This is a genomic window from Crossiella sp. S99.2, assembly GCF_023094165.1.
Taxonomy (GTDB): Bacteria; Actinomycetota; Actinomycetes; order Mycobacteriales; family Pseudonocardiaceae; genus Crossiella.
In genome coordinates, this window is record NZ_JALMDK010000015.1 from 1 (window position 1) to 22,106 (window position 22,106).

Sequence of the window (22,106 nt, forward strand, 5' to 3'; positions counted from 1 at the left end):
CCGGTTCCAGGCCCTGCGCACCGCCGCCTGACCACCCCACCAATTCGCCAACAGAGTCGTACGACAACGGCCAACACGCGTGGGAGGTCTTAAGCCCGCACCCGGCGTGTTGGCCGTTATGGGTGGGTCAGGAGCGGCGGTCCGGCCATTGCGGAGGTTGCGGCTGGCCCTGCGGGTGCTGCTGCGGGGGCTGGCTCTGTTGTGGCTGCCCGGACTGCTGGCCCTGTTGCGGCGGCTGCTGTTGCGGGTGGCCGCCGTTCTGCGGGCCGCCCGGCTGCTGCTGCATGGGCTGGGTCGGCTGTGGGTGCTGCTGCATCGGCTGGGCCGGATGCGGGTGACCCATCGGTTGCGTTGGTTGCGCGTGCTGCATGGGCTGCGTCGGCTGGTGCCCGTGCGGCGGCCGCGGCATCGGCGGCATGGTCTGGGGTCCGTGACCTTGGGCACCCTGGTGCAGGTGTGGGGATTGCCCGTGTTGCGGGCCGTACCCTGCCTGCATGGCCTGGACCGCCTCCGGTGACAGGATCACGGTTGAGTCCGGGTCCGCGTGGTGCGGATCGTTCGCCGCGACCACGATGCGCGGTATCTGTACCGTGTTGGCCGCATCCATCGGCGAGGTTGCGTCGTCTGGTGTGACGACGAAGGAGCCACGCGCCCTGGCACGGGCTAGCAGCTCATCGGCCCGTTCGCGGGGATCCATCGCGCTGGCCTCTCCTGCGTTGCCTCGTCGCCTGGGGCGGATTTGCCGGCAGGCGGATACGGAGATCATCCCTCACGCTGTGGTGGTCGCTCTCCGGAGCCGCCGGTCGCCTGGTCCGGGTTCTCTGCAAGAGTATTCCGTTCCAGGCGGTCTCGTCAGGGTGAAGGAGGAGTAACGGCATGTCGGCCAGTCCGGCACCAGTCGAGAAGCAGGGGGAACGCGTGGAAAAACTGTCCGGGGTCGACGCGGTGGTGCTGGTCGGCGGCCAGGGCACCCGGCTGCGTCCGCTGACGCTGTCCGCGCCCAAACCGATGCTGCCCACCGCCGGTGTTCCGTTTCTCACCCACCTGCTGTCCCGGATCCGGGCCGCGGGCATCACCCACGTGGTGCTGGGCACCTCCTACAAGGCCTCGGTCTTCGAGGAGTACTTCGGTGACGGGTCCCGGCTGGGCCTGGAACTGGAGTACGTGGTCGAGGACACCCCGCTGGGCACCGGCGGCGGCATTCGCAACGCGGCCAGCCGCCTGCGCGCCGAGCACATCATGGTCTTCAACGGCGACATCCTCTCCGGCGTCGATCTCGGCGCCGTCGCGCACAGCCACCTGGCCAACGACGCCGACGTCACCCTGCACCTGGTGAAGGTCGCCGACCCGCGTGCCTTCGGCTGCGTGCCCACCGACGCCGACGGCCGGGTGCTCGCTTTCCTGGAGAAGACCGAGAACCCGCCCGCGGACCAGATCAACGCCGGTTGCTACGTCTTCAAGCGCTCGGTGCTGGAAGGGATCCCGGCCGATCGCCCGGTGTCGGTGGAACGCGAGACCTTCCCCGGCCTGCTGGAGCGCGGCGCGCGGCTGCAAGGCCACGTGGACGCCTCCTACTGGCTGGACCTGGGCACCCCGGCGGCCTTCGTCAAGGGTTCGGCGGATCTGGTGCGCGGGCTGGCGCCCTCCGACGCGTTGCCCGCGCCCACCGGCGAGGCCATCGTGCTGGACGGCGCGCTGGTCCGGGAGGACGCCAAGCTGGTCAACGGCAGCACCATCGGCGCGGGCGCCCAGGTCGGACCCGGCGCCACCGTGGACGGCTCGGTGGTCTTCGACGGCGCGGTGATCGGCGCGAACGCGATCGTGCAGGGCTCGGTGATCGGCGCGAACGCGCGGATCGGCGACGGCGCGGTGTTGCGGGGCGCGGTCATCGGCGACGGCGCCGTGGTCGGCGCCCGCTGTGAACTCCTGGAAGGCCTGCGGTTGTGGCCGGGAGCCTCCCTCGCCGACGGTTCGGTCCGCTTTTCCCACGACGCATGACCCTGGCCGCCCCGGCCGCGGAACGGGCCTGGACGCCGCCGTTCCCGCTCGACCTGGCCGCCGTGCTCGGGCCGCTGCGCCGCGGCCCGGCCGACCCGTGCCTGCGGATCGGGCCGGACGGGACCGCGTGGCGGGCGAGCACCACCGCGGCCGGGGTCGCCACCATCGCGCTGCGCCGGGCGCACGGCGAGATCCGGGCCAGTGCCTGGGGACCGGGTGCGGACCTGGCCCTGGCCGGGCTGCCGGACCTGCTCGGCGCGCGGGATGACGACACCGGCTTCGTCGCGCACCACGAGTTGATCGCGCAGGCGCGGCGGCGGGCGCCCGGACTGCGGCTCGGGCGGACCGGGCAGGTGTGGGACGTGCTGATCCCGGCGGTGCTGGAGCAGAAGGTCACCGGCAAGGAGGCATGGCGTTCCTGGCGCGAACTGTGCCGCCGGTTCGGCGCCCCGGCCCCCGGACCGGCCGCGCCCGACCTGCTTTTCGCGCCGCCAACCCCGAAGGCCCTGCTCGCCATCCCCGACTGGGACTGGCACCGCGCGGGCGTCGACGGCGCCCGCCGCCGGGCCCTGCTCGCCGCCGCCACCGTGGCCACCCGCCTGGAACGCGCCGTCGAACTGGGCGGCCAGGCAGGCCGCGACCTGCTGTGCAAGGTCCCCGGCATCGGTGTCTGGACCGCGGCCGAGATCGCGCAACGGGCCTGGGGTGATCCGGACGCGGTCAGCGTCGGCGACTACCACCTGCACGACGTGGTCGGCTGGGCGCTGACCGGCCGGGACGCCACCGACGAGGAAATGCTGGCCCTGCTCGCCCCCTACGCCCCGCACCGCCAGCGCGCGATCCGCTACCTGGAGCTGACCGGGGCCCGCAAACCTCGCCGCGGACCCCGGTTCGAAGGCAGGGACTACCGCGCGATCTGACGCAGCGCCAGCTCCACCAGCTTCGGCACACTGTCCACATTGGACGGCAGCGCGCGCACCGGCCACCACTGCAGATCCACCGACTCCGCGCTGCGCACCGGCCGGGCGCCCGCGGGCGCGCGCACCAGGTACCGCACGTCCAGGTGCCGGGTGGGCAGGCCCAGCGAGCAGGTGATCGGGTGCACCTCCAGCTGCAACGGCCCCGGTTCGATCACCAGGCCGTCGATGCCGGACTCCTCGGTGGCCTCCCGCAGCGCCGCCGCGAGCAGCGTCGGATCCTCCGGTTCGCAGTGCCCGCCCAGCTGCAACCAGCGCCCCACCCTGGGGTGCAGGGTCAGCAGCACGTGCTCCCCAGTCGCGTCCAGCACGATCGCGGACGCGGTCAGGTGGCCGGGTTCGCAGGAACGCTGACAAGCGTCCGCGCGCGCCGCCAGGAAGCTCAAGAACGCGTGCCGCTGGCTCTCCTGGCACGGGTCCTCCGGCCGCCAGGCCGACAGCTCAGCGACCGCCTCAGCGTGCAGGCTCACAGCTCGATCAACTCCCCGGCGAAGTCCCGTGGTTCCCGCGGCGCCAGCGGCCCGTCCGCCGGATAGCCCACCGCGACCGCGCCCAGTGGCGCGAAATCGGCAGGCAGGTCCAGGATCGAGCGCACGGTGTCCGGGCAGAAGATGGTGGAGGAGACCCAGCAGGAGCCGAGTCCCTCGGCGGCCAGGGCCACCAGCAGACCTTGCACGGCCGCGCCGCCGGCCACGGTGAACATGGTCTTTTCGGCCGCCGCGCGGCGCTGGTCCGGGTAGTCGTGCGCGCCGTCGGGAACCCCGAACGGCAACACGATCTCCGGCGCCCCGTACAGCAGGTCGCCGCGCTTGAGCCGGCGTTCGATCCGCTCCGCGGACCAGCCGTCCGCGCGCAGATCCGTCCGCCACTGCTCGCGCATGCCGTCCAGGAGCTTGGCCCGCAGCGCCCGGTCGCGCAGCCACACGAACCGCACCGGGTGGGTGTGGTGCGGGGCGGGCGCGGTCAGCGCGACCCCGACCGCGCGGCGCACCAGGTCTTCCGGGACTTCCTCCTGGCTGAAGACGCGGATCGAGCGCCGGGTCAGCACCGCCTCCCGGCGGCCCTGCTCGATCGCCAGGTCCGTGCCCAGCCGGAACAGGTCCTCCGCCCACGGCCGAACGAGGTCCCGCGCGGTGGAGCCGTCCTCCACAATGGACATTCCGCGGACCACCGCCACCGGCAGCCCGCCCAGCTTGCCCTTCACCAGATCCGCCGCCGCGGCCAGCTCATCGGCCACCGCGACCTCGGTGACGTGCAGTTCGTTGCCCTGCGGGTCGACGGATCCGGCGTAGCGGTGCAGCACGGTGAGCCCGGCCGCGCCAATGGCCGCGTCGGTCTGGCCGACCCGCCAGGCCCGGCCCATGGTGTCGGTGACCACCACCGCGACCGTGACGCCGAGCAGCTCACGCAGCCGATCCCGCAGTGCCGCGGCCGAACCGTCCGGATCCTCCGGCAGCAGCGCCAGTTCGTCCCCGGCCACGTTCGAGCCGTCCACACCCGAGGCGGCCTGCACGATGCCGAGCCGGTTCTCGGTGATCAGCGTGCGGAACTTCCGCGCCACCACCCGGACCGCCTCGGCGTCCACCAGCTCCCGGCGCAGCGCGTCCCGCGCCTCCGGATCGGTGGGCGCGGTGACCAGCCTGCCCTCCACTTTGGACAGAACCTTGCTGGTCACCACCAGCACATCGCCCTCGCGCAGCCAGGGCGCGGCGGTGGCCAGCACGCCGGCCAGGTCGTCGCCGGGCCGGAACTCGGGCAGTCCGGTGACCGGCAGGATCTCCAGCGAGGCCGCGGCGTGGTCAGCCAACGCGCACCCCGCCCAGCTCGAAGGCGTCCAGCGCCATCCGCGCACTCGCGTCCACAGTGGACATGAGCAGCGGCACTGCGCGCACTTCCACGCCCTCGACCAGCGCGGAGTCCCCGGTGTGGATCAGCCAGCCGTCCAGGACGCCACCGGCCTTGCGCGATCCGTAGTGCCGCGCCACCGCCTCCGCGGTCGAGTCCACCCCGATCGCGCTCAGGCAGGCATCGGCCATCCCACGCAACGGTTTGCCGTCGATGATGGGGGACAGGCCGATCACCGGCGCCTCGGTGGCGGTGATCGCCGCCCGGATGCCCGGCACGGCAAGGATGGTGCCCACGCTGACCACCGGGTTCGACGGTGCGAACAGCACGATGTCGGCGTTCGCGATGGCCTCGGCCACCCCCGGACCCGGCTTGGCCTGCTCGGCCCCGACCGACACGATCGCGTGTGCGGGCAACTGCGCCCGGTGCCGGACCCACCACTCCTGGAAGTGGATCGCCTTGCGCTCGCCGGTCTCCGGATCGTCGACGGAGACATGGGTCTCCACCCGGTCATCACTGGCGGGCAGCAACCGGACCCCCGGCTGCCACCGGGCGCACAGTGCCTCGGTCACCGCGGAGAGCGGGTAACCGGCGCGCAGCATCCGGGACCGCACCAGGTGGGTGGCGATGTCCTTGTCGCCGAGCCCGAACCAGGTCGGCTCGGCGCCGTAGGCCGCCAGCTCCTCCTTGACCGTCCAGCTCTCGCCATCGCGGCCCCAGCCGCGTTCGGTGTCGATGCCACCGCCCAGGGTGTACATGCAGGTGTCCAGGTCCGGACACACCCGCAGCCCGTGCAGCCACACGTCGTCACCGTTGTTGACCACCGCGGTGATCTCGTGCGGCGACTCGCCAGGACCGACGGCGGGAAGACCGAGCGCGGCCTTCACCCCTTGCAGGAAACGGGCGCCACCGACGCCACCTACCAGCACAACGACCTTCACAGGGGGCCATCCTCCCCGTCTTGCCCGAACGGGCGAACTTGGGGGCCGCGCTCCGTAACCAAGGTCACCATCAGAAACCGCCCTCCCAGAACCGGAACCAGCGCTGCCCGAAGAAGACGTCGCGCACGTTCCCGCCGAAGGTCTCGAAGACCCACAGCACCACCGTGCTGAACAACTGGCCGACCACCGGCACCCCGATCAGCAGGGCGAACAGTACGAACGGCGCCCACGGCCGGGCCTTCGCGCCGAACTCCCGCGCCTGGTACGACAGGTACGGCTCGATCACGCCGAAACCGTCGAGACCCGGAATCGGCAGGATGTTCAGCACAAACGCGAGCATTTGCAGGTAGGCCAGATAGGACAGTCCGGCTGCCAGCCCAACGGGTGGATTTGTCAGTGCCACCGTCGCAATGAGCAACAGGCCGATCACCAGGTTCGCGATTGGCCCGGCCAACGACACCAACGACTCCGCGCGCTTGGTCCGCAACGCGTGTCGATCGATCCACACCGCCCCGCCGGGCAGCGGGATGCCACCGACGGCCAGCAACAGCAGCGGCATCAGGATGCTCAGCACCGGATCGGTGTACCTGCGGATGTCCAGGGTGAGATATCCCTTGTGCCGCACCGAATAATCGCCGCCACGCAGGGCTAGGTAGGCGTGCCCGAACTCGTGCAGGCAGAGCGAGACGGCCCAGCCGCCGAGCACCAGCAGGACGATTCCGGCAGTGCGTGCCACATTCTGGTCCACCGTGGACAGCACGCCGCCGCCGACCGTGACGGCCAGCAGGATTAGGAACAGCGGACTCGGGGCAACCGAGGATCTCGTCACAGCAACACTCTGCCCTGCCGGTGAAGTTCCTTGCCAGTGGGGCAGTTTCGTCCCCCGTCGTGTGTACTTGGCTTGACCCTCTTGCATCCCACAGGTCTAATCACATTGGTGTCATTCGTCGGGTGGGACGGCGAATGGGGTCCGCCACCGGGGAGTGCGGGAGGAGCGGACAGTGGAAGAGAACGAAGAGAGCCGAGTGGGAGAGCGGGACACCGCACCCACTGGCGTGGGAGTGCTGGTCGATCTCTTCGACCCCGCCCTCGAGGCGGACGAGGAGCACGACTGGCAGGAACGGGCACTGTGCGCGCAGACCGACCCGGAGGCGTTCTTCCCTGAGAAGGGTGGATCCACCAGGGAGGCCAAGCGGATCTGTGCCGGTTGCGAGGTTCGGCCAGAGTGCCTGGAGTATGCCCTTGCGCACGATGAGCGCTTCGGCATCTGGGGTGGTCTGTCCGAGCGAGAGCGCCGCAAGCTCAAACGACGAGCGGTGTGACATAACGGTTCGGTGTGGCCGGGTGAGTTCGCCCGGTCGCACCCCGTAGCGTTTTCCACCACGTGCCAGTGGATTCCACCGGCACGTGGTGGGGGCGCTCGCGAACCCCGCACGGGGGACCTGTCACCGCCGAGCCGAGGGACCAGCTTGCCGCACCCGACGCTGAGCACCGCGCCGGTGCTCGCCGTGATCGTCTGCCACGACGGCGCGGAATGGTTGCGACCACTGCTCTCCGCGCTGCGCCGCCAATCCGTGCGACCGCGGCACATCCTGGCCGTGGACACCGGATCCACCGACGCCACCGCCCGGGTGCTGGCCGCCGCGGCCACCGGTCCGGACCAGTTGCTCGACGGCGTGCTCACCGAAGCCCCCGACACCGGCTTCGGCGCCGCCGTCGGCAAAGCCGTGGCCGCCGCGACCGAACGCTGGGGCGACCCCGGCCGGTGGATCTGGTTGCTGCACGACGACTCCGCACCCGAACCCGACTGCCTGCCCGCACTGCTGAGCACCGCCGAACTCGCGCCGTCCGCGGCCATCCTCGGCCCGCTCGCGGTGGACTGGTCCGACCCCAGGCTGGTGGTGCAGGGCGGGCTGTCCCTGGACGCCTCCGGCCACACCCAGACCGGCATCTCCGGCGCGGAACTGGCCTACGGCGGCGGCTTCGAGCAGAGCCGGGACGTGCTCGCGGTCGGCAGCGCGGGCGCGCTGATCCGGCGCGAGGTGTGGGAACAGCTCGGCGGACTCGATCCCGCGCTGCCCCTGGGCGGCGACGACATCGACCTGGGCTGGCGGGCCAACCTGGCCGGGCACCTGGTGCTGCTGGTGCCCTCGGCCCGGATCCGGCACGCCCGCGCCGCCGAACGGGATCAGCGCCCGGTGCACGCGGTGCCCGGACTCGCCCGCGCCCGGCGCGCGCACGGCCTGCGCACCTTCCTGGTCAACACCAGCGCGCCCTCCTACCTGATCGGCCTGCCCCGGCTCGCGCTGCTGTGCCTGTTGCGGGCACTGGGATTCCTGCTGCTGCGCCGCGGACGGCGGGCCGGTGACGAACTGGCCGCGCTGGGTTACCTCGTCAGCGGCCGGGCCGGACTGCTGGCCGCCCGCCGATCCCGCGCCGCCACCAGGACCGTGTCAGCCAGGGAGATCCGCGGCCTGTTCACCTCGCGGCTGACCCGGCTGCGCAACGCGGTGCACAGCGGCCTGCTGCACCTGCTGCGCAGCCGGGTGCGCGCCGACGCCAGCCTCGGCAGGCTGCCGGCCAGCCCGGTGCCGGAGTGGACCGAACCCGGTGCCCCGCAACGCCAACCCGGCCCACCCGCACTGCCCGCCGGCGCACTCGGCCCCAGCCGCCGTCGCGGCGCGGCCCGCCGGTTGGGCCCGGCCGGACTGCGCAGGCCCGCCGGAGGGGTGGTGGTCGAGGTGGCGGCCGGCGAGCTGTACCGCCGCCCCAGCCCGCGCCCCCGGCCCTCACCCGTGCCCCGCGGGACCCCGCGACCGGCCGAACTGGTGCTGGTGGAGATCGACCGCGGCCGGGTGCTGCGCGAACTGCTGCTTAGCCCGGTGCTGTTTCTGGTGCTCGGCCTGGCCGCGCTCGCCCTGGCCACCCACTGGGCCCGGCTCGGCGGCGACCTCGCCGGTGGCCGGTTGCTGCCGGCCGGGGACCTCGGTGACACCTGGGCCGGTTATGTGGCCGCCTGGCAACCCGTCGCCGGCGGCAGCATCGCACCCGCGCCCGCCGCCACCGGGGTGCTCGCCGTGCTCGGCACCCTGCTCGGCGGACCCTCGATCGCGATCACCGTGCTGCTGCTCGGCGACCTGCCCCTGGCCGGGCTGACCGCCTACCTGGCCACCCGCCGCCTGCGCGCGCCCCGCACCATCCGCGCCGCGGTGGCCGCCGGGTACGCGCTGCTGCCCATCGCCACCGCCGCCACCGCCCAGGGCCGCCTCGACGTGGTCGTGGCGCACCTCCTGCTGCCGCCGGTGCTGGCCGGGGTGGCCGCGATCCTGTGGCCGCGCAGACCGGACATCGGCTGGCTCTCCATCACCTGCGCCACCGCGCTCGCCCTGGCCGTGCTCGGCGCCTTCCATCCACTGCCGCACCTGCTGGTGCTGCTGGCCGCGCTGATCGCCTTCGTGCTGGTGCCCGGCTCCGGCCGCCGACGGGTGGCCGCGCTGTTCACCCTGGTGCTGCTGCCACTGGCGCTCCAGCTGCCCTGGCCGGCACTGGTCCTGCGGCACCCCGCGGTGCTGCTGCACGGCACCGGCGCCCCGCTGCGCGAGGCCAAGGCCAACCCCCTCGACCTGCTCGCGCTCTACCCCGGCGGCCCCGGCGCACTGCCCTGGCTGGGCCTGATCGCCGTGCTGGCCGCCCTGACCGCGGCCGCCTGCCGCCCGCGCCCGGCCATGCTGCCCGGACTCGGCCTCGCGCTGCTGGGCGCCGCCGCGGCCATCGCGGTCGGCCTGATCGAGGTCACCCCGGCCAACGGCGGCCTGCCCAGCACCGGCTGGACCGGCGCCCCGCTGCTGCTCACCGGCTGCGGCCTGGCCTGGATCGTGCTCGCCGCCGCCCTGCCCGGCGCACCCATCACCCTGCCCGCCCGGGCGCTCGCGGGCGCGGGCGCGACCGTGCTGGCCGCGCTCGCCGTCAGCGCCCTGCTGCTCGGCCGGGATGGCCCGGTGAAATCCGCCCCGCCGCTGCTGGTCAACAGCCAGCTCGCCGAACTCGCCGGCACCGGGACCGGCGTGCTGGAGGTCGGCTCCGCCGGGCAGCCCAGCCGCCAGACCGCGGGCCGCCTGCCCCGCTTCGGCGATGACGACGTGCTCGCCGTGCCCGCCGCCGCGCAACGCATCCAGGACATCGCCACCGCCCTGCGCGCGGGCACCACCGAAGCCGTCCGCGGCGCCCTGCTCTCCGCCGGCGCCAGTGGCGTCCGGTTCCTGCTGCTGCCCGACCCGGCCACCGCCACCAAGATCCGCGCCGCCGCCCCCGACCTGGTCGTGGCCGACGCCACCGCCACCGACGGCCGCCCGGTGCACCGGCTGACCCAGTCCCGCGGCCCGGTCACCCTGCTGGCCGGCGAAGCCGCGCTGCGCGCCCGCACCGGTGGCACCCCCGCCGGACAGATCGAGGCCACCACCGTCGAGGCCCGGCCGCCGGAGATCGCCGTCGCGGTCAGCGCGGGCGGACTCGGCCGGGTGCTGGTGCTCGCCGCCGAGGACGAACGCGGCTGGCTGGCCACCGTCGACGGCCGCGAAGTGCCGCTGGCCAGGGCCTACGGCCACCTGGTCGCGGTCGCCCTGCCGGAATCAGCCAGCGAGATCCGCGTCACAGTTCCAGCAGGCCTGGCCGCCCTGCTCCTGCTCGCCCAAGCCGCGGCCGCCCTCTTCACCGCCCTCACCGCACTCCCCACCCGCCGCCCCTGACCGAGTGTTGGCCGCTCTGGTACGCCGAGTTGGCCAAACTCGTACGCCCAGTTGGCCAAAGTCGTACGCCGAGTTGGGCCAAGTGGGCGGATGGGCGTGGGCCGGCGGCCGAGGGCCGTGCCGTAACGGCCAAGACGGCGTACGACAACGGCCAACACTCGGGTCAGTCGCCGTCGATGACTTCCGGGTCCAGGCCCAGGTAGGTGGCGACCTGCTCCACCAGCACGTCGTGCACCAGATCGGACAGGTCCGCGCCGTCCTTGGCCCGAGCCTCCAGCGGCCGCCGGTAGAGCACGATGCGCGCCCTGGTGGGCAGCCCGCGCCGGTCCACCCCGGCGGGCACCAGCCGGGCCAGCGGCACGTTGCCGTCCTCGACCACGTCATCGCCCCAGGTCAGCTCCTCGGCATCGGCCGAGGGCAGCTCAGGGACATCGTCCACGGCCACGTCCAGCTGGGTCAGCTCGTTGCGCCAGCGCTGCTCGATCGGCTCCAGGGCCTCCAGCACCACCGCGTCGAACCGCTCCGAGCGGCTACGGGCAGCAGGCATCGTCGAGGGGTACAACTGCCCTCGCATACCTCGCCCATGCCGGTCCCGACGCTGCCTGATCCCCCGTCGGGTACCCCTCGCCATCACCACGGCCACTGAGGGTACGCGGATGTTGTCAGCGTGCCTGCCGCACAGGGTGGACCGAAGGCGCTATCGTCCCCAATCGTGCGGAGCGTAAGAAGGTGCTCGCGGACCGGGTGCACGAACCCGGCCGTTGCGACGCTGACCTACGCCTACGCCGACTCCACCGCGGTCGTCGGGCCGCTGGCCACCTACTCCGAGCCGCACAGCTACGACCTGTGTGAACAGCACGCGATGCGGCTCACCGCCCCCCGCGGGTGGGAGGTCGTCCGGCACGAGGGCGAGTTCGCCGTTCCCCAACCTACGGTGGACGACCTGACCGCGCTGGCCGAGGCAGTGCGTGAGGCAGGCCGGGCGGACCGCCCGATCGAGGCGAGCGAGCCGGTGTTCGGCGCGGGCAGGCGCGGCCATCTCCGGGTCCTGCCAGACCCCCATGAGGACTGAGCCACAGGCGCGCATCGCCCGCCGGTAGGCTTCGGGCTAGCTGTCCAAGTGAGCCGAAGTCAGGAGTAAGGCGTGCGAGACCTGTCCGGCATCGTCAAGGCGTACGACGTTCGCGGGTTGGTGGGCGAACAGCTCGACACCGACGTGGTCCGCGACCTCGGCGCGGCATTCGCCCGGCTCGTCGGCGGCCCGGCCGTGGTCATCGGCCACGACATGCGCGACTCGTCCCCCGGCTTCGCCGCGGCCTTCGCCGAGGGCGTCACCGCCCAGGGCGTCGACGCCGTCTCCATCGGCCTGGCCAGCACGGACATGCTCTACTTCGCCTCCGGCAAGCTCAACCTGCCCGGCGCGATGTTCACCGCCAGCCACAACCCGGCCGCCTACAACGGCATCAAGCTCTGCCGCGCGGGCGCCGCGCCGGTGGGCCAGGACAGCGGGCTGACCGAGATCCGCGAGATGGTCGAGCAGGGCGTGCCCGAGTTCCTCGGCGCCCGCGGCTCCGTCTCCGAGCGCACCCTGCTCGTCGAGTACGCCGCCTACCTGCGCGACCTCGTCGACCTCTCCGGCATCCGGCCGCTGAAGATCGCGGTGGACGCGGGCAACGGCATGGGCGGCTACACCGTGCCCGAGGTGTTCAACGGCCTGCCCATCGAGGTGGTGCCGATGTACTTCGAGCTGGACGGCAACTTCCCCAACCACGAGGCCAACCCGCTGGACCCGAAGAACATCGTGGACCTGCAGGCCAAGGTGCGCGAGATCGGCGCGGACGCCGGCATCGCCTTCGACGGCGACGCGGACCGCTGCTTCGTGGTCGACGCCAACGGCGACCCGGTGTCCCCGAGCGCGATCACCGCGCTGGTCGCCGTGCGCGAGCTGGCCAAGGAGCCCGGCGGCACCATCATCCACAACCTGATCACTTCCAAGGGCGTGCCGGAGATCGTGTCCGAGCACGGCGGCAAGCCGGTGCGGACCAGGGTCGGGCACTCCTTCATCAAGCAGACGATGGCCGAGACCGGCGCCATCTTCGGCGGCGAGCACTCCGCGCACTACTACTTCAGGGATTTCTGGCGTGCCGACACCGGCATGCTGGCAGCCATGCACGTGCTGGCCGCACTCGGTGAGCAGGACAAGCCGCTCGCCGAGATCACCAGGGAGTTCGCCCGCTACGCCGCGTCCGGGGAGATCAACTCCACCGTGGACGACCAGGCGGGCAGGCTGGCCGCGATCAAGGCCGCGTACGGCGGCCGCGACGGGGTGACCCTGGACGAGCTGGACGGGCTGACCATCGAGCTGCCGGACGGGGCCTGGTTCAACCTGCGGGCCTCCAACACCGAGCCGCTGCTGCGACTGAACATCGAGGCCAAGGATGCCGAGGCCGTCGCCGCGTTGCGCGACGAGGTCCTGGCGATCGTCCGCGGCTGAGGAGGGAAACAGAGGTGAGCACCGTGTCCGTGCAGCTTGACCCGGACCTGCTGGAGATCCTGGCCTGCCCGTGCCCCGCGCACGGCAAGCTGACTCCCGGCACGCCCGACGACGCCGAGGCCGACTACCTGACCTGCACCGCCTGCGCCCGCCGGTTCCCGGTGCGCGACGGCATCCCGGTGCTCCTGCTCGACGAAGCCGAGGGCGGCCCCGCCGCCGACGGGCCGTCCGCCGCCGGGTGACCCTGGTGCTCGACGACGTCCTGCTCGACGATCCGGCCCGGCTCGCCGAGGCCGACACCGAAGGGCTGCTGCGGGCGGCCGCCTCGGCGGGCGCCCAGATGCGCTCGACCGTGGAGGCCGCGCGCGAATTCGGCCTTGACCGCCTCGCCGAAGACCGGCCGAGGGCGCTGGTGCTGGTCACCAGGCCCGGGGTCGGTCCGGCCGCGGCGGCGCTGCTGGCCGCGCTGCTCGGCCCGGCCTGCCCGGTGCCGGTGGTGGTCACCGACGTGGTGCCCACCTGGATCGGCGCGCTCGACGTGGTGATCGCGCACGCCGACGATCCCGGCGACCCGGTGCTGGCCGAGTCCCTCGACCGCGCCGCCCGCCGCGGCGCGCGCATCGTGCTCACCGCGCCCGAGGACGGCCCGGTGGCCGCGGCCGCCGCCGGCCAGGCGCTGCTGCTGCCACCGCGGGTGCACGTGCCGCACGGCCTCGGCCTGGCCCGCGCGCTGGCCGCCGGACTGCTCGCGGTCAACCGGCTCGGCCTGCTGCGCACCGACGTCGGCCAGATCGCCGACGAGCTGGACCGGGAGGCCGAACGCGACCACCCGATGCACGAGTCCTTCGTCAACCCGGCCAAGGCGCTCGCGCTGCGGCTGGCCGGCCGGACCCCGCTGCTGTGGGGCCTGGACCACGCCGCCACCGCGGTCGCCGCGCACGCCGCGCAGTCCCTGGCCACCTTCTCCGGGGTGGTCTCCGATGTGGCCGGGTACCCCCAGGCCGTGCTCCGGCCCGCGCTGCACCGCGCGGCCGTGCAGGCCACCTCCGGACACGACCTGTTCGCCGACCCGGACGACCTGACCGCCGGGCCGACCCCGCGGGTGCTGCTGCTCGCGGTGCGCCGCGGCCCGATCGCCGAAGCCACCCGCCGGGCCGCCGAGGACACCCTCCCCGGCGCCGACCTGGTCGCCCCGGCGGACGAGGTCACCGGCGATGAAGCCTTGTGCGCCGCGCTGCTCGCGGTGCGCTTCGATCTGGCCGCCCTGTACCTGGGGCTGGCCGCCGGCACGCTGGGCGGGCCGGGAGTGGTGTCGCCGGTCATCGCCTGAGTGCGAGCCGCGAGACCAAAACCAGGAAGCGAGAAGGAACAGTGGACCTGCTGCGCAACGCGGTGCGGCCCTACGCGTGGGGCTCGCGCACCGTGATCGCCGAACTGCTCGGGCGCGAGGTCCCGGCCCCGCACCCGGAAGCCGAGCTGTGGATGGGCGCCCACCCCGGCGACCCGTCCACACTCCTGGGCGCGGACGGCGCGGAGACCTCGCTGCTGGCCGCGATCAACGCCGAACCCGAGTTCCACCTTGGCCCGGCCTGCGCCCGGCGCTGGGACGACCGATTGCCCTTCCTGCTCAAGGTGCTCGCCGCGGAGGAACCACTGAGCATCCAGGCGCACCCCTCGGCCGCCCAGGCCGCCGAGGGCTACGCCAAGGAGGAGGCGGCGGGCATCGCCAGGGACGCGGGCAACCGCAACTACCCCGACCCGACCGCCAAACCCGAGCTGATCTGCGCGCTCTCGGAGTTCCACGCGCTGGCCGGGTTCCGGGCCGCCGAGAAGACCGTGGCGCTGCTGGCCGCGCTGGACGTGCCCGAGCTGGCCGGACATGCCCAGCTGCTGGCCGCCGACCCCGGCCAGGACGGCCTGCGCGCGTTGTTCACCACCTGGATCACCCTGCCCCAGGTCGCCCTGGAAGGCCTGCTGCCGCCGCTGCTGGACGCCTGCGTCCGGCACCTGCGCGCGCACGGCGAGTTCAGCCTGGAATGCCGCACCGTGCTGGAACTGGGTGAACGCCACCCCGGGGACGCCGGCGTGCTGGCCGCGCTGCTGATGAACCGGCTGGTGCTGCAACCCGGCGAGGCCATCCACCTGCCCGCCGGCAACCTGCATGCCTACCTGCACGGCACCGGCGTGGAGATCCTGGCCAACTCCGACAACATCCTGCGCGGCGGCCTCACCCCCAAGCACGTGGACGTGCCCGAACTGCTGCGGGTGCTGGACTTCTCCTGCGGGGACATGCCGGTGCTGCGCGGCGAGCAGGTCAGCCGCCACCTCACCGCGTACCCGACCCCGGCGCCCGAGTTCGAGTTGTCCAGAGTGGACATCCCGGCGGGCGCCGAGGCGACCGAGGAGGTGCTGCTGCCCAGCGACGGTCCGCAGATCCTGCTCTGCACCAGCGGGAAAGCCCTGCTCACCGCCGAGGACGGCACCCGGCTGGAACTGTCCCGCGGCCAGTCGGCCTGGCTGGCCGCCGGTGACCCGAAAACCCGGATCTCCAGTGCCGGGGACGCCGATCTACAGGTCTTCCGCGCGACCGCCGGACTGGACGGCTAGTCTCCCTCCCGACCATCCGGGGCAGGACAATCCGGACACGTACGCATGAGGAGTTCTTGTGGCAGCAGGGGGCGGCACCAAGGCGATCGTGGCGGCATTGGTCGCCAACGCGGGGATCGCGGTAGCGAAGTTCGTCGGCTTCGCCATCACCGGCTCGTCCTCGATGCTCGCCGAAGGCGTGCACTCGGTGGCCGACACCTCCAACCAGGCGCTGCTGCTGGTCGGGCAGAAGACGGCGGCGCGCAAGCCCACCGAATCGCACCCGTTCGGCTACGGCCGGGACCGGTACTTCTACTCGTTCGTGGTCGCGCTGCTGCTGTTCACCCTCGGCTCGGCCTTCGCGCTGTACGAGGGCATCCACAAGCTGGAGGCCCCGGAAGGACTGACCTCGCCGCTGGTCGCGGTGGGCATCCTGGTGGTGGCGATCGTGCTGGAGAGCTGGAGCTTCTACACCGCGATCCAGGAGTCCAAGAAGATCAAGGGTGACGCCACCTGGTGGCAGTTCATCCGCAACGCCAAGACCCCGGAACTGCCGGTGGTGCTGCTGGAGGACCTCGGCGCGCTGGTCGGCCTGGTGCTCGCGCTCGGCGGCGTGGGCATGACCGTGCTCACCGGCGACCCGATCTGGGACGCCATTGGCACCCTGTGCATCGGCGTGCTGCTCGGCGTGATCGCGATCACCCTGATCATCGAGACCAAGAGCCTGCTCATTGGCGAGGGCGCCAACCCGGACGTGCTCGCGGTGATCGTGGACGAGCTGGCCACCGCCACCGTGGACCACGTCATCCACGTCCGCACCCAGTACATCGGCCCGGACGAACTGCTGGTCGCGGCCAAGATCGCGCTGCTGCCCAACCTCACCGTGGCCGAGGTCGCCCAGGCGATCAACGATGCCGAGTCCAGGGTGCGGGCCAAGGTCCCCGAGGCCCGGCTCATCTACCTGGAGCCCGATCTCGACCACTCGGTCAAGACCAAGGCCTGACCACCGCACATCCGCATCGCCCCGGGGTTCACCTGGGGCGATGCGTCGTTTCCGGCAGTCACCCATCCGGGCATTTCGATTTTGTAGATGACTGGCGGAAACCGTCACACGTCCGCCGGTAGGGTGAGCGCCGCCCACGACAGTGTTGTCCGGGCTGCCCTCATGGGCACAGGCGGGAGAACTTTTTCAGGAGGTTGGGCGTGCCAGGCAGTGGCTTGTGGCGCACTAAGGGCGTCGAGCAGTCGATCGCCGACACCGATGAGCCGGACACCAAGCTCAGGAAGGATCTGAACGCCTGGGACCTCACGGTCTTCGGTGTCGCGGTGGTGATCGGCGCGGGCATCTTCACCCTGGCCGCGCGAACCTCCGGTGACATCGCCGGCCCCGGTGTGACGATCTCCTTCGTGCTCGCCGCGATCACCTGCGGCCTGGCCGCGCTGTGTTACGCCGAGTTCGCCTCCACCGTGCCGGTGGCCGGCAGCGCGTACACCTTCTCCTACGCCACCTTCGGCGAGTTCATCGCCTGGATCCTCGGCTGGGACCTGATCCTGGAGTTCGCGCTGGCCGCCGCGGTGGTCGGCAAGGGCTGGTCGTCCTACCTGCAGAACGTGCTGGAGATCGCCGGGATCAAGGCGGCCACCACGGTGTCGCTGTTCGGGCTGGACTTCGACTGGGGCGCGGTGCTCGTGGTCACGGCGCTGACCGTGCTGCTGGCCGTGGGCACCAAGCTGTCCTCCAGGGTCAGCCTGGTGATCACCGCGATCAAGGTCGCGGTGGTGCTGCTGGTGATCCTGGTCGGCTTCTTCTACATCAACACCGCCAACTACACCCCGTTCATCCCGCCGGCCGCCGAGGCCGGGTCCGTGGCGCACGCCGCGGGCGGGCTGGACCAGTCGTTGTTCTCGCTGATCTTCGGCGGCACCAGCAGCACCTACGGCCTCTACGGCGTCTTCGCCGCGGCCAGCATCGTCTTCTTCGCCTTCATCGGCTTCGACATCGTGGCCACCACCGCGGAGGAGACCCGCAACCCGCAGCGGGACGTGCCGCGCGGCATCCTCGGCTCGCTGGCCGTGGTGACGGTGCTCTACATCGCGGTGTCCCTGGTGGTCACCGGCATGCGCCCGTACACCGCGCTGGCCACCAAGACCGGCCCGGACGGCAAACCGATCCGCTCCACCCTGGCCTCGGCCTTCTCCGACGTCGGGGTGACCTGGGCGGCCAGCATCATCGCCATCGGCGCGCTGGCCGGTCTGACCACCGTGGTCATGGTGCTGCTGCTCGGCCAGAGCCGGGTGCTCTTCGCCATGTCCAGGGACGGCCTGGTCCCGCAGGGTCTGGCCAAGACCGGCAAGCACGGCACTCCGGTGCGCGCCACCCTCTTCGTCGGTGGCGTGGTCGCCATCGCGGCCGGCTTCTTCGACGCGGGCCGACTGGAGGAGATGGTCAACGTCGGCACGCTGTTCGCCTTCGCGCTGGTCTCCGCCGGTGTGCTGGTGCTGCGCAAGACCCGGCCCGACCTCAAGCGCGGTTTCCGCACCCCGTGGGTGCCGTTCGTGCCGATCGTGGCCATCGTGGCCTGCCTGTGGCTGATGCTGAACCTCACCGCCCTGACCTGGGTCCGGTTCGGCGTCTGGATGCTGCTCGGCGTGGTCGTGTACTTCGTCTACGGCAAGCACAAGTCCGTGCTCGGCAGGCGCGAGCGCGAAGCCGCGGCCGCACCGGTCAGCAAGGAATAGCTCAGTCCCGCAGGCCGAGGAGGTCGCCCGCCGCACACCAGTCGGCGACCTCCTCGGCCAGTTCGGCCTCGCTGCGCCCCGCGACCTGGAGTTCGAGCACCGGCAGCACCGAGCGCGCGGCCAGCTCCCGCAACTGCTCCTGCTCACGGACGAACACCGACAGATCGTCGTACTGCGCCGGATTCCCGGACACCAGCAGCCGTTCCGCCCGCGCCGCAGGGAAGGTCGACGGCTCCCGCAGGCAGAGCACCAGCCCAAAACCCAAGGGCCGCAGCCGGTCCTCGATCCAGCCGAAGTCGAACGGGCGTCCGGCCCGGTGCTGGAAGGCCGCGGTGGACAGGTGAAACCGGTCCACCAGCCACGAGTAGTACCGCTGCAACTCGAACATCCGCAGCCAGGTCGAGTAGGTCTCCCTGGCCAGCTCCGCCTCGGACTCGTCGAAGTTGATCAGCCCATGCCCCCAGGGCCGGTTGGTGAACCCGCACCACTCCGCGGAGATCAACGGCGAGTGGTACCGGTACTTGCGCGGCCCGACCAGCCGAGGGTGCTCGTTGAGCGCGAAGGCCAGCTCGGTCTTCCCGGTGAGCCGGGTGCCCTCCAGGATCAGCTTGGGCGCGAGCTTCGGTGGCGGCGTCATGCCAGCGCCCGCACAACCGGGTCGAACTCGATCTCGAAGGCCTTCGGGTCCTCCAGCAGCGCCCGCGAGGCCAGCAGATCCGCCGACCCCCGCTGCCAGAAGAACCGCCCCCGCACCGGCGCCACCGTGATGGTCAGCCCGAACGGCCGCACCGGCCGGCCAAGGCGATCCTCGAAGGAGTTGACGAACTCGGTGATGAACAACCCGCCGTAGCGCGGCCCCTCAAGGCCACCTCGCCGGGTGCGTTCCCACTCCCGCAACGGTTCCAGCAGGTCCAGCGCGGCCTCGGTGAGCACCGGCCGGTCCCTGGCGTTGCGCCGCTGCCCATAGAGCAACTCATCCAGCCAGGCCACCCACTCCCGCTCGGCGGCGGCCCGGTCGATCCGGTTCGCCCCGATCACCGGCACCGACGGCTCGACCAGGGGGAAGGGATCTTCGGGAGCGCTCAGGGCCAGCGCGTCCCGAACGAACAGTGCGCCACTGAGCGCACTGTCCTCGCTGATGGAGACGGTCCACGAGGGCTGTCCGTGTTCACGCATCACGATCCAGTGTGCAGGTAGCGTGCCGCCGTGACCAGGTAGTCCGGTTCGGCATCCATCGATAAGCGTGCGATATTGACCTTGTGCAGGCCAGGTACCGCTACCGGATCGAGCCGACCTGGGCTCAGCGGGAGATGCTGGCCCGGACGTTCGGGTGTTGCCGGGTGGTGTTCAACGATTCGCTCCGGTGCCGCGACGCCGCCTACCGGGCCGGCGAGAAGCTGTCGCCCACGCAGGTGCAGCGCCGCGTGATCACCCAGGCCAAGACGCGCGAGGACCGGGGATGGCTCGCTGAGGTCGCGTCGGTGGCACTGGTGCAGGCGGTGCGAGACGCGCACCGCGCCTACCAGAACTTCTTCGACTCGGTGGCCCGTCGCCGCAAGGGGCGAGCAGTCGGCAGGCCCAGGTTCAAGTCCCGCAAGGACAACCGGCAGTCGTTCCGGCTGACTCGCAACGGATTCGCCATCCGGCCCGACGGCAGGCTGTACCTGGCCAAGGTCGGCGAGGTGAAGGTGCGCTACTCCCGGGAGTTGCCGTCCCCACCCAGTTCGGTCACCGTCATCCTCGAACCGGATGGGCACTACTACGCCTCGTTCGTCGTCGAACTCGCTCCGGAACCGCTGCCGCCGGTTGACCAGGAGGCCGGGGTGGACCTCGGCATCCTCCGGTTGGCGACCGTGGCGGACACCGCCGGAGGGCGGCTGGACGTGGTCAACCCCAGGCACCTGGCCCGCGGACAACGGAGACTCGCCCGGCTGGAGCGGGAGAAGGCGCGTCACGCCAAAGGCAGCGTCAACCGGGCCAAGACCCGGCGCAAGATCGCCATCCAGCACGGCAAGGTCATGCGTGCCCGGCGTGACCACCACCACAAGCAGGCACTCGAACTGGTCCGCGATAACCAAGCGATCCACGTCGAGAGCCTCAACATCGTGGGCATGGTCGGCAACCGGTGGCTGGCGCGGTCCATCCTCGACGCTGGCTGGGGGCAGTTCGTGCGGCTGCTCCGCGAGAAGGCCGTGAAGTACGGGCGGACGGTGCACCAGGTCAGCCGGTGGTTCCCGTCGTCCAAGACCTGCAGCGGGTGTGGGCAGGTGGCGGCCGAGCTGCCGCTGGAGATCCGGGAGTGGACCTGCCCGGCCTGCGGTGCGCGGCACGACCGCGACCACAACGCCGCGATCAACATCCTCGCCGCAGGACGTGCGGAGAGGCTAACCGCCTGTGGAGCCGGTGTCAGACCGCCCATCTCGGGAGGCAGTCGGTGACGAAGCAGGAAGCCGTCAGGCACGTCAACATCCTTTGCCTGGACGTCGGCTCGACCTGGACCAAGGCCGCGCTGCTCGGCCCGGACGGCGCGCTGCTCGGCACCGCCCAGCACCCCACCACCCCGCCCGAGGTGCTCACCGGCATCGACGCGGTCACCGCCGCCCTGGACGCCGCCGGGGCCGAGGTGCTGGCCTGCTCCTCCGCCGGTGGCGGGCTGCGGCTGGCCGTGGTGGGGCAGGAACGGCTGGTCAGCGCGGAGGCGGCCTACCGGGTCGCGCTCTCCGCCGGGGCGAAGATCGTGCACGTGGCGGCAGGCGAGCTGGACGGGGCTGGCATCAGGGCGTTGCGGGCCAGTGCGCCGGATGTGCTGCTGCTGGTCGGCGGCACCGACGGCGGGGAGACCCGGGTACTGGCGCACAACGTGGCGCGGGTGGCGGCGAACCGGTTGCGGGCGCCGGTGGTGCTGGCAGGCAACCAGGACGTGCGGGCCGCGGCCACCGACACGCTGACCGCCGCCGGGCGGACCGTGATCGCCACCGACAACGTGCTGCCCGACGTGGGCGAACTGGCTCCCGGACCGGCCAGAGCGGCGATCCGGGAGATGTTCCTGACCCACGTCATCGGCGGCAAGGGTCTCTCCCGAGGGCCGCGGTTCCGGCGACTGGTCCGGGCGGTCACCCCGGACGCGGTGCTGCGCGGGGTGGCCGAGCTGGCCGCGGTGCTGGCCGACTCCGAGTCCCCGGGCGCGGTGCTGGTGGTGGACGTGGGCGGGGCGACCACGGACGTCTACTCCGCGGTGTCCACTGTGGACGAACTGGCCGGGCGCAGCACGGTCGAGCTGCCGCCGGACCGGCGCACCGTGGAGGGCGATCTGGGCATGCGCTGGTCCGCCCCCGGCGTGCTCGCCGAGGCCACCGCGGAACGGCTGATCGAACCGGCCGAGGCGGCGGAACTGGCCCCGAAAGCGGAGTTCCGGGCCGCGGCGGTGGACTGGGTGCCCACGGACGCCGAGGACACCGCCGTGGACAGCCGGATCGCCGAGCTGGCCGCGGTGATCGCGCTGCGCCGTCACCTGCGGCTGGTCGCCGGGCGGCTGGGACCCCAGGGCGTCGGACTGCTGGTGCTCTCCGGCGGCGTCTTCCGGCACGCCGGGCCCGAGCGGGTGGCCGCCACCGTGGCCGCGTTGCGCGCCGACTCGGTGCTGCGACCGGTGCTGCGCAACGCCAGGGCCGTGGTGGACCAGCGCTACGTGCTCGCCCCGGCGGGTCTGCTGGCCGAGGCCGGGCACACCGCGGCCGCCCGCACCCTGCTCACCTCGACCCTGGCCGGCTAGGACAACCCG

General features: G+C 72.2%; 21 protein-coding genes. 14 read left to right on the forward strand and 7 right to left on the reverse strand.

What is annotated here, in order from left to right; genetic code table 11:
• Positions 1-148: 148 nt before the first annotated feature.
• The 3 genes from MZC64_RS39100 (at position 149) to MZC64_RS39110 (ending at position 2,918) form a co-directional block, all read left to right on the forward strand.
• Positions 149-517, forward strand: a complete 369-nt coding sequence (locus MZC64_RS39100) for a hypothetical protein (RefSeq protein WP_247764279.1) — start codon at positions 149-151, stop codon at positions 515-517.
• A 359-nt stretch (positions 518-876) separates the two neighbouring features.
• On the forward strand, positions 877-1,998 hold the full coding sequence (locus MZC64_RS39105; protein WP_247764261.1) for a sugar phosphate nucleotidyltransferase: 1,122 nt from the start codon (positions 877-879) through the stop codon (positions 1,996-1,998).
• Complete coding sequence (locus tag MZC64_RS39110; protein WP_247764260.1) at positions 1,995-2,918, forward strand: DNA-3-methyladenine glycosylase; 924 nt, start codon at positions 1,995-1,997, stop codon at positions 2,916-2,918. The genes MZC64_RS39105 and MZC64_RS39110 overlap by 4 nt, the downstream gene beginning before the upstream one ends.
• Here MZC64_RS39110 and MZC64_RS39115 read toward each other — a convergent pair.
• From MZC64_RS39115 to MZC64_RS39130, 4 genes are all read right to left on the reverse strand, one after another.
• Positions 2,903-3,445 (reverse strand): NUDIX hydrolase, encoded by a 543-nt coding sequence (locus MZC64_RS39115; protein ID WP_247764259.1) that lies wholly within the window; start codon positions 3,443-3,445, stop codon positions 2,903-2,905. The genes MZC64_RS39110 and MZC64_RS39115 overlap by 16 nt on opposite strands.
• Complete coding sequence (locus MZC64_RS39120) at positions 3,442-4,782, reverse strand: coenzyme F420-0:L-glutamate ligase (RefSeq protein WP_247764258.1); 1,341 nt, start codon at positions 4,780-4,782, stop codon at positions 3,442-3,444. The genes MZC64_RS39115 and MZC64_RS39120 overlap by 4 nt, the downstream gene beginning before the upstream one ends.
• Positions 4,775-5,761 (reverse strand): 2-phospho-L-lactate transferase, encoded by a 987-nt coding sequence (gene cofD / locus MZC64_RS39125; protein WP_247764257.1) that lies wholly within the window; start codon positions 5,759-5,761, stop codon positions 4,775-4,777. The genes MZC64_RS39120 and cofD overlap by 8 nt, the downstream gene beginning before the upstream one ends.
• Before the next feature lie 70 nt (positions 5,762-5,831).
• The gene (locus tag MZC64_RS39130; RefSeq protein WP_247764256.1) at positions 5,832-6,590 is read right to left on the reverse strand and encodes a site-2 protease family protein; all 759 of its coding nucleotides are present in this window, start codon (positions 6,588-6,590) and stop codon (positions 5,832-5,834) included.
• Between the two features lie 226 nt (positions 6,591-6,816).
• Between MZC64_RS39130 and MZC64_RS39135 the strand changes: the two genes are divergently transcribed.
• Complete coding sequence (locus MZC64_RS39135) at positions 6,817-7,083, forward strand: WhiB family transcriptional regulator (RefSeq protein WP_185010429.1); 267 nt, start codon at positions 6,817-6,819, stop codon at positions 7,081-7,083.
• A 147-nt stretch (positions 7,084-7,230) separates the two neighbouring features.
• The gene (locus MZC64_RS39140) at positions 7,231-10,506 is read left to right on the forward strand and encodes a glycosyltransferase family 2 protein (protein ID WP_247764255.1); all 3,276 of its coding nucleotides are present in this window, start codon (positions 7,231-7,233) and stop codon (positions 10,504-10,506) included.
• Between the two features lie 163 nt (positions 10,507-10,669).
• Here the strand turns inward: MZC64_RS39140 and MZC64_RS39145 are convergent, their stop codons facing one another.
• On the reverse strand, positions 10,670-11,137 hold the full coding sequence (locus MZC64_RS39145) for a metallopeptidase family protein (RefSeq protein ID WP_185001732.1): 468 nt from the start codon (positions 11,135-11,137) through the stop codon (positions 10,670-10,672).
• 81 nt (positions 11,138-11,218) lie between these two features.
• Between MZC64_RS39145 and MZC64_RS39150 the strand changes: the two genes are divergently transcribed.
• From MZC64_RS39150 to MZC64_RS39180, 7 genes are all read left to right on the forward strand, one after another.
• On the forward strand, positions 11,219-11,578 hold the full coding sequence (locus MZC64_RS39150; RefSeq protein ID WP_185001733.1) for a DUF3499 domain-containing protein: 360 nt from the start codon (positions 11,219-11,221) through the stop codon (positions 11,576-11,578).
• Between the two features lie 72 nt (positions 11,579-11,650).
• Positions 11,651-13,000: a phosphomannomutase/phosphoglucomutase gene (locus MZC64_RS39155; protein WP_247764254.1), complete on the forward strand. Its 1,350-nt coding sequence runs from the start codon at positions 11,651-11,653 to the stop codon at positions 12,998-13,000.
• 23 nt (positions 13,001-13,023) lie between these two features.
• Positions 13,024-13,242: a Trm112 family protein gene (locus tag MZC64_RS39160; protein ID WP_247764277.1), complete on the forward strand. Its 219-nt coding sequence runs from the start codon at positions 13,024-13,026 to the stop codon at positions 13,240-13,242.
• Positions 13,243-13,247: 5 nt separating this feature from the next.
• Entirely contained in the window at positions 13,248-14,330 is a 1,083-nt protein-coding gene (locus MZC64_RS39165) for an SIS domain-containing protein (protein WP_247764253.1), read from the forward strand.
• A 41-nt stretch (positions 14,331-14,371) separates the two neighbouring features.
• The gene (gene manA / locus MZC64_RS39170) at positions 14,372-15,607 is read left to right on the forward strand and encodes a mannose-6-phosphate isomerase, class I (protein WP_247764252.1); all 1,236 of its coding nucleotides are present in this window, start codon (positions 14,372-14,374) and stop codon (positions 15,605-15,607) included.
• Positions 15,608-15,665: 58 nt separating this feature from the next.
• Complete coding sequence (locus tag MZC64_RS39175; protein WP_247764251.1) at positions 15,666-16,589, forward strand: cation diffusion facilitator family transporter; 924 nt, start codon at positions 15,666-15,668, stop codon at positions 16,587-16,589.
• A gap of 200 nt (positions 16,590-16,789) precedes the next feature.
• The gene (locus MZC64_RS39180) at positions 16,790-18,325 is read left to right on the forward strand and encodes an amino acid permease (RefSeq protein WP_247764250.1); all 1,536 of its coding nucleotides are present in this window, start codon (positions 16,790-16,792) and stop codon (positions 18,323-18,325) included.
• Position 18,326: 1 nt separating this feature from the next.
• Here MZC64_RS39180 and MZC64_RS39185 read toward each other — a convergent pair whose 3' ends face one another.
• Positions 18,327-18,962 (reverse strand): hypothetical protein, encoded by a 636-nt coding sequence (locus MZC64_RS39185; protein ID WP_247764249.1) that lies wholly within the window; start codon positions 18,960-18,962, stop codon positions 18,327-18,329.
• Positions 18,959-19,501, reverse strand: coding sequence for a hypothetical protein (locus MZC64_RS39190; protein WP_247764248.1), 543 nt, complete (start codon positions 19,499-19,501; stop codon positions 18,959-18,961). The genes MZC64_RS39185 and MZC64_RS39190 overlap by 4 nt, the downstream gene beginning before the upstream one ends.
• A gap of 83 nt (positions 19,502-19,584) precedes the next feature.
• Between MZC64_RS39190 and MZC64_RS39195 the strand changes: the two genes are divergently transcribed.
• Together MZC64_RS39195 and MZC64_RS39200 are read left to right on the forward strand one after the other, a co-directional pair.
• Positions 19,585-20,763: a transposase gene (locus tag MZC64_RS39195; protein WP_247764247.1), complete on the forward strand. Its 1,179-nt coding sequence runs from the start codon at positions 19,585-19,587 to the stop codon at positions 20,761-20,763.
• Positions 20,760-22,097, forward strand: a complete 1,338-nt coding sequence (locus MZC64_RS39200) for a glutamate mutase L (RefSeq protein ID WP_247764246.1) — start codon at positions 20,760-20,762, stop codon at positions 22,095-22,097. The genes MZC64_RS39195 and MZC64_RS39200 overlap by 4 nt, the downstream gene beginning before the upstream one ends.
• The last annotated feature ends 9 nt before the right edge of the window (positions 22,098-22,106 follow it).

Excerpts from the sequence above, each read along its gene's own strand:
- MZC64_RS39105 (WP_247764261.1), top strand. The coding sequence starts at position 877 with ATGTCGGCCAGTCCGGCACCAGTCGAGAAGCAGGGGGAACGCGTGGAA.
- MZC64_RS39110 (WP_247764260.1), top strand. The coding sequence starts at position 1,995 with ATGACCCTGGCCGCCCCGGCCGCGGAACGGGCCTGGACGCCGCCGTTC.
- MZC64_RS39145 (WP_185001732.1), bottom strand. The coding sequence starts at position 11,137 with ATGGCGAGGGGTACCCGACGGGGGATCAGGCAGCGTCGGGACCGGCAT.
- MZC64_RS39185 (WP_247764249.1), bottom strand. The coding sequence starts at position 18,962 with ATGACGCCGCCACCGAAGCTCGCGCCCAAGCTGATCCTGGAGGGCACC.
- MZC64_RS39190 (WP_247764248.1), bottom strand. The coding sequence starts at position 19,501 with ATGCGTGAACACGGACAGCCCTCGTGGACCGTCTCCATCAGCGAGGAC.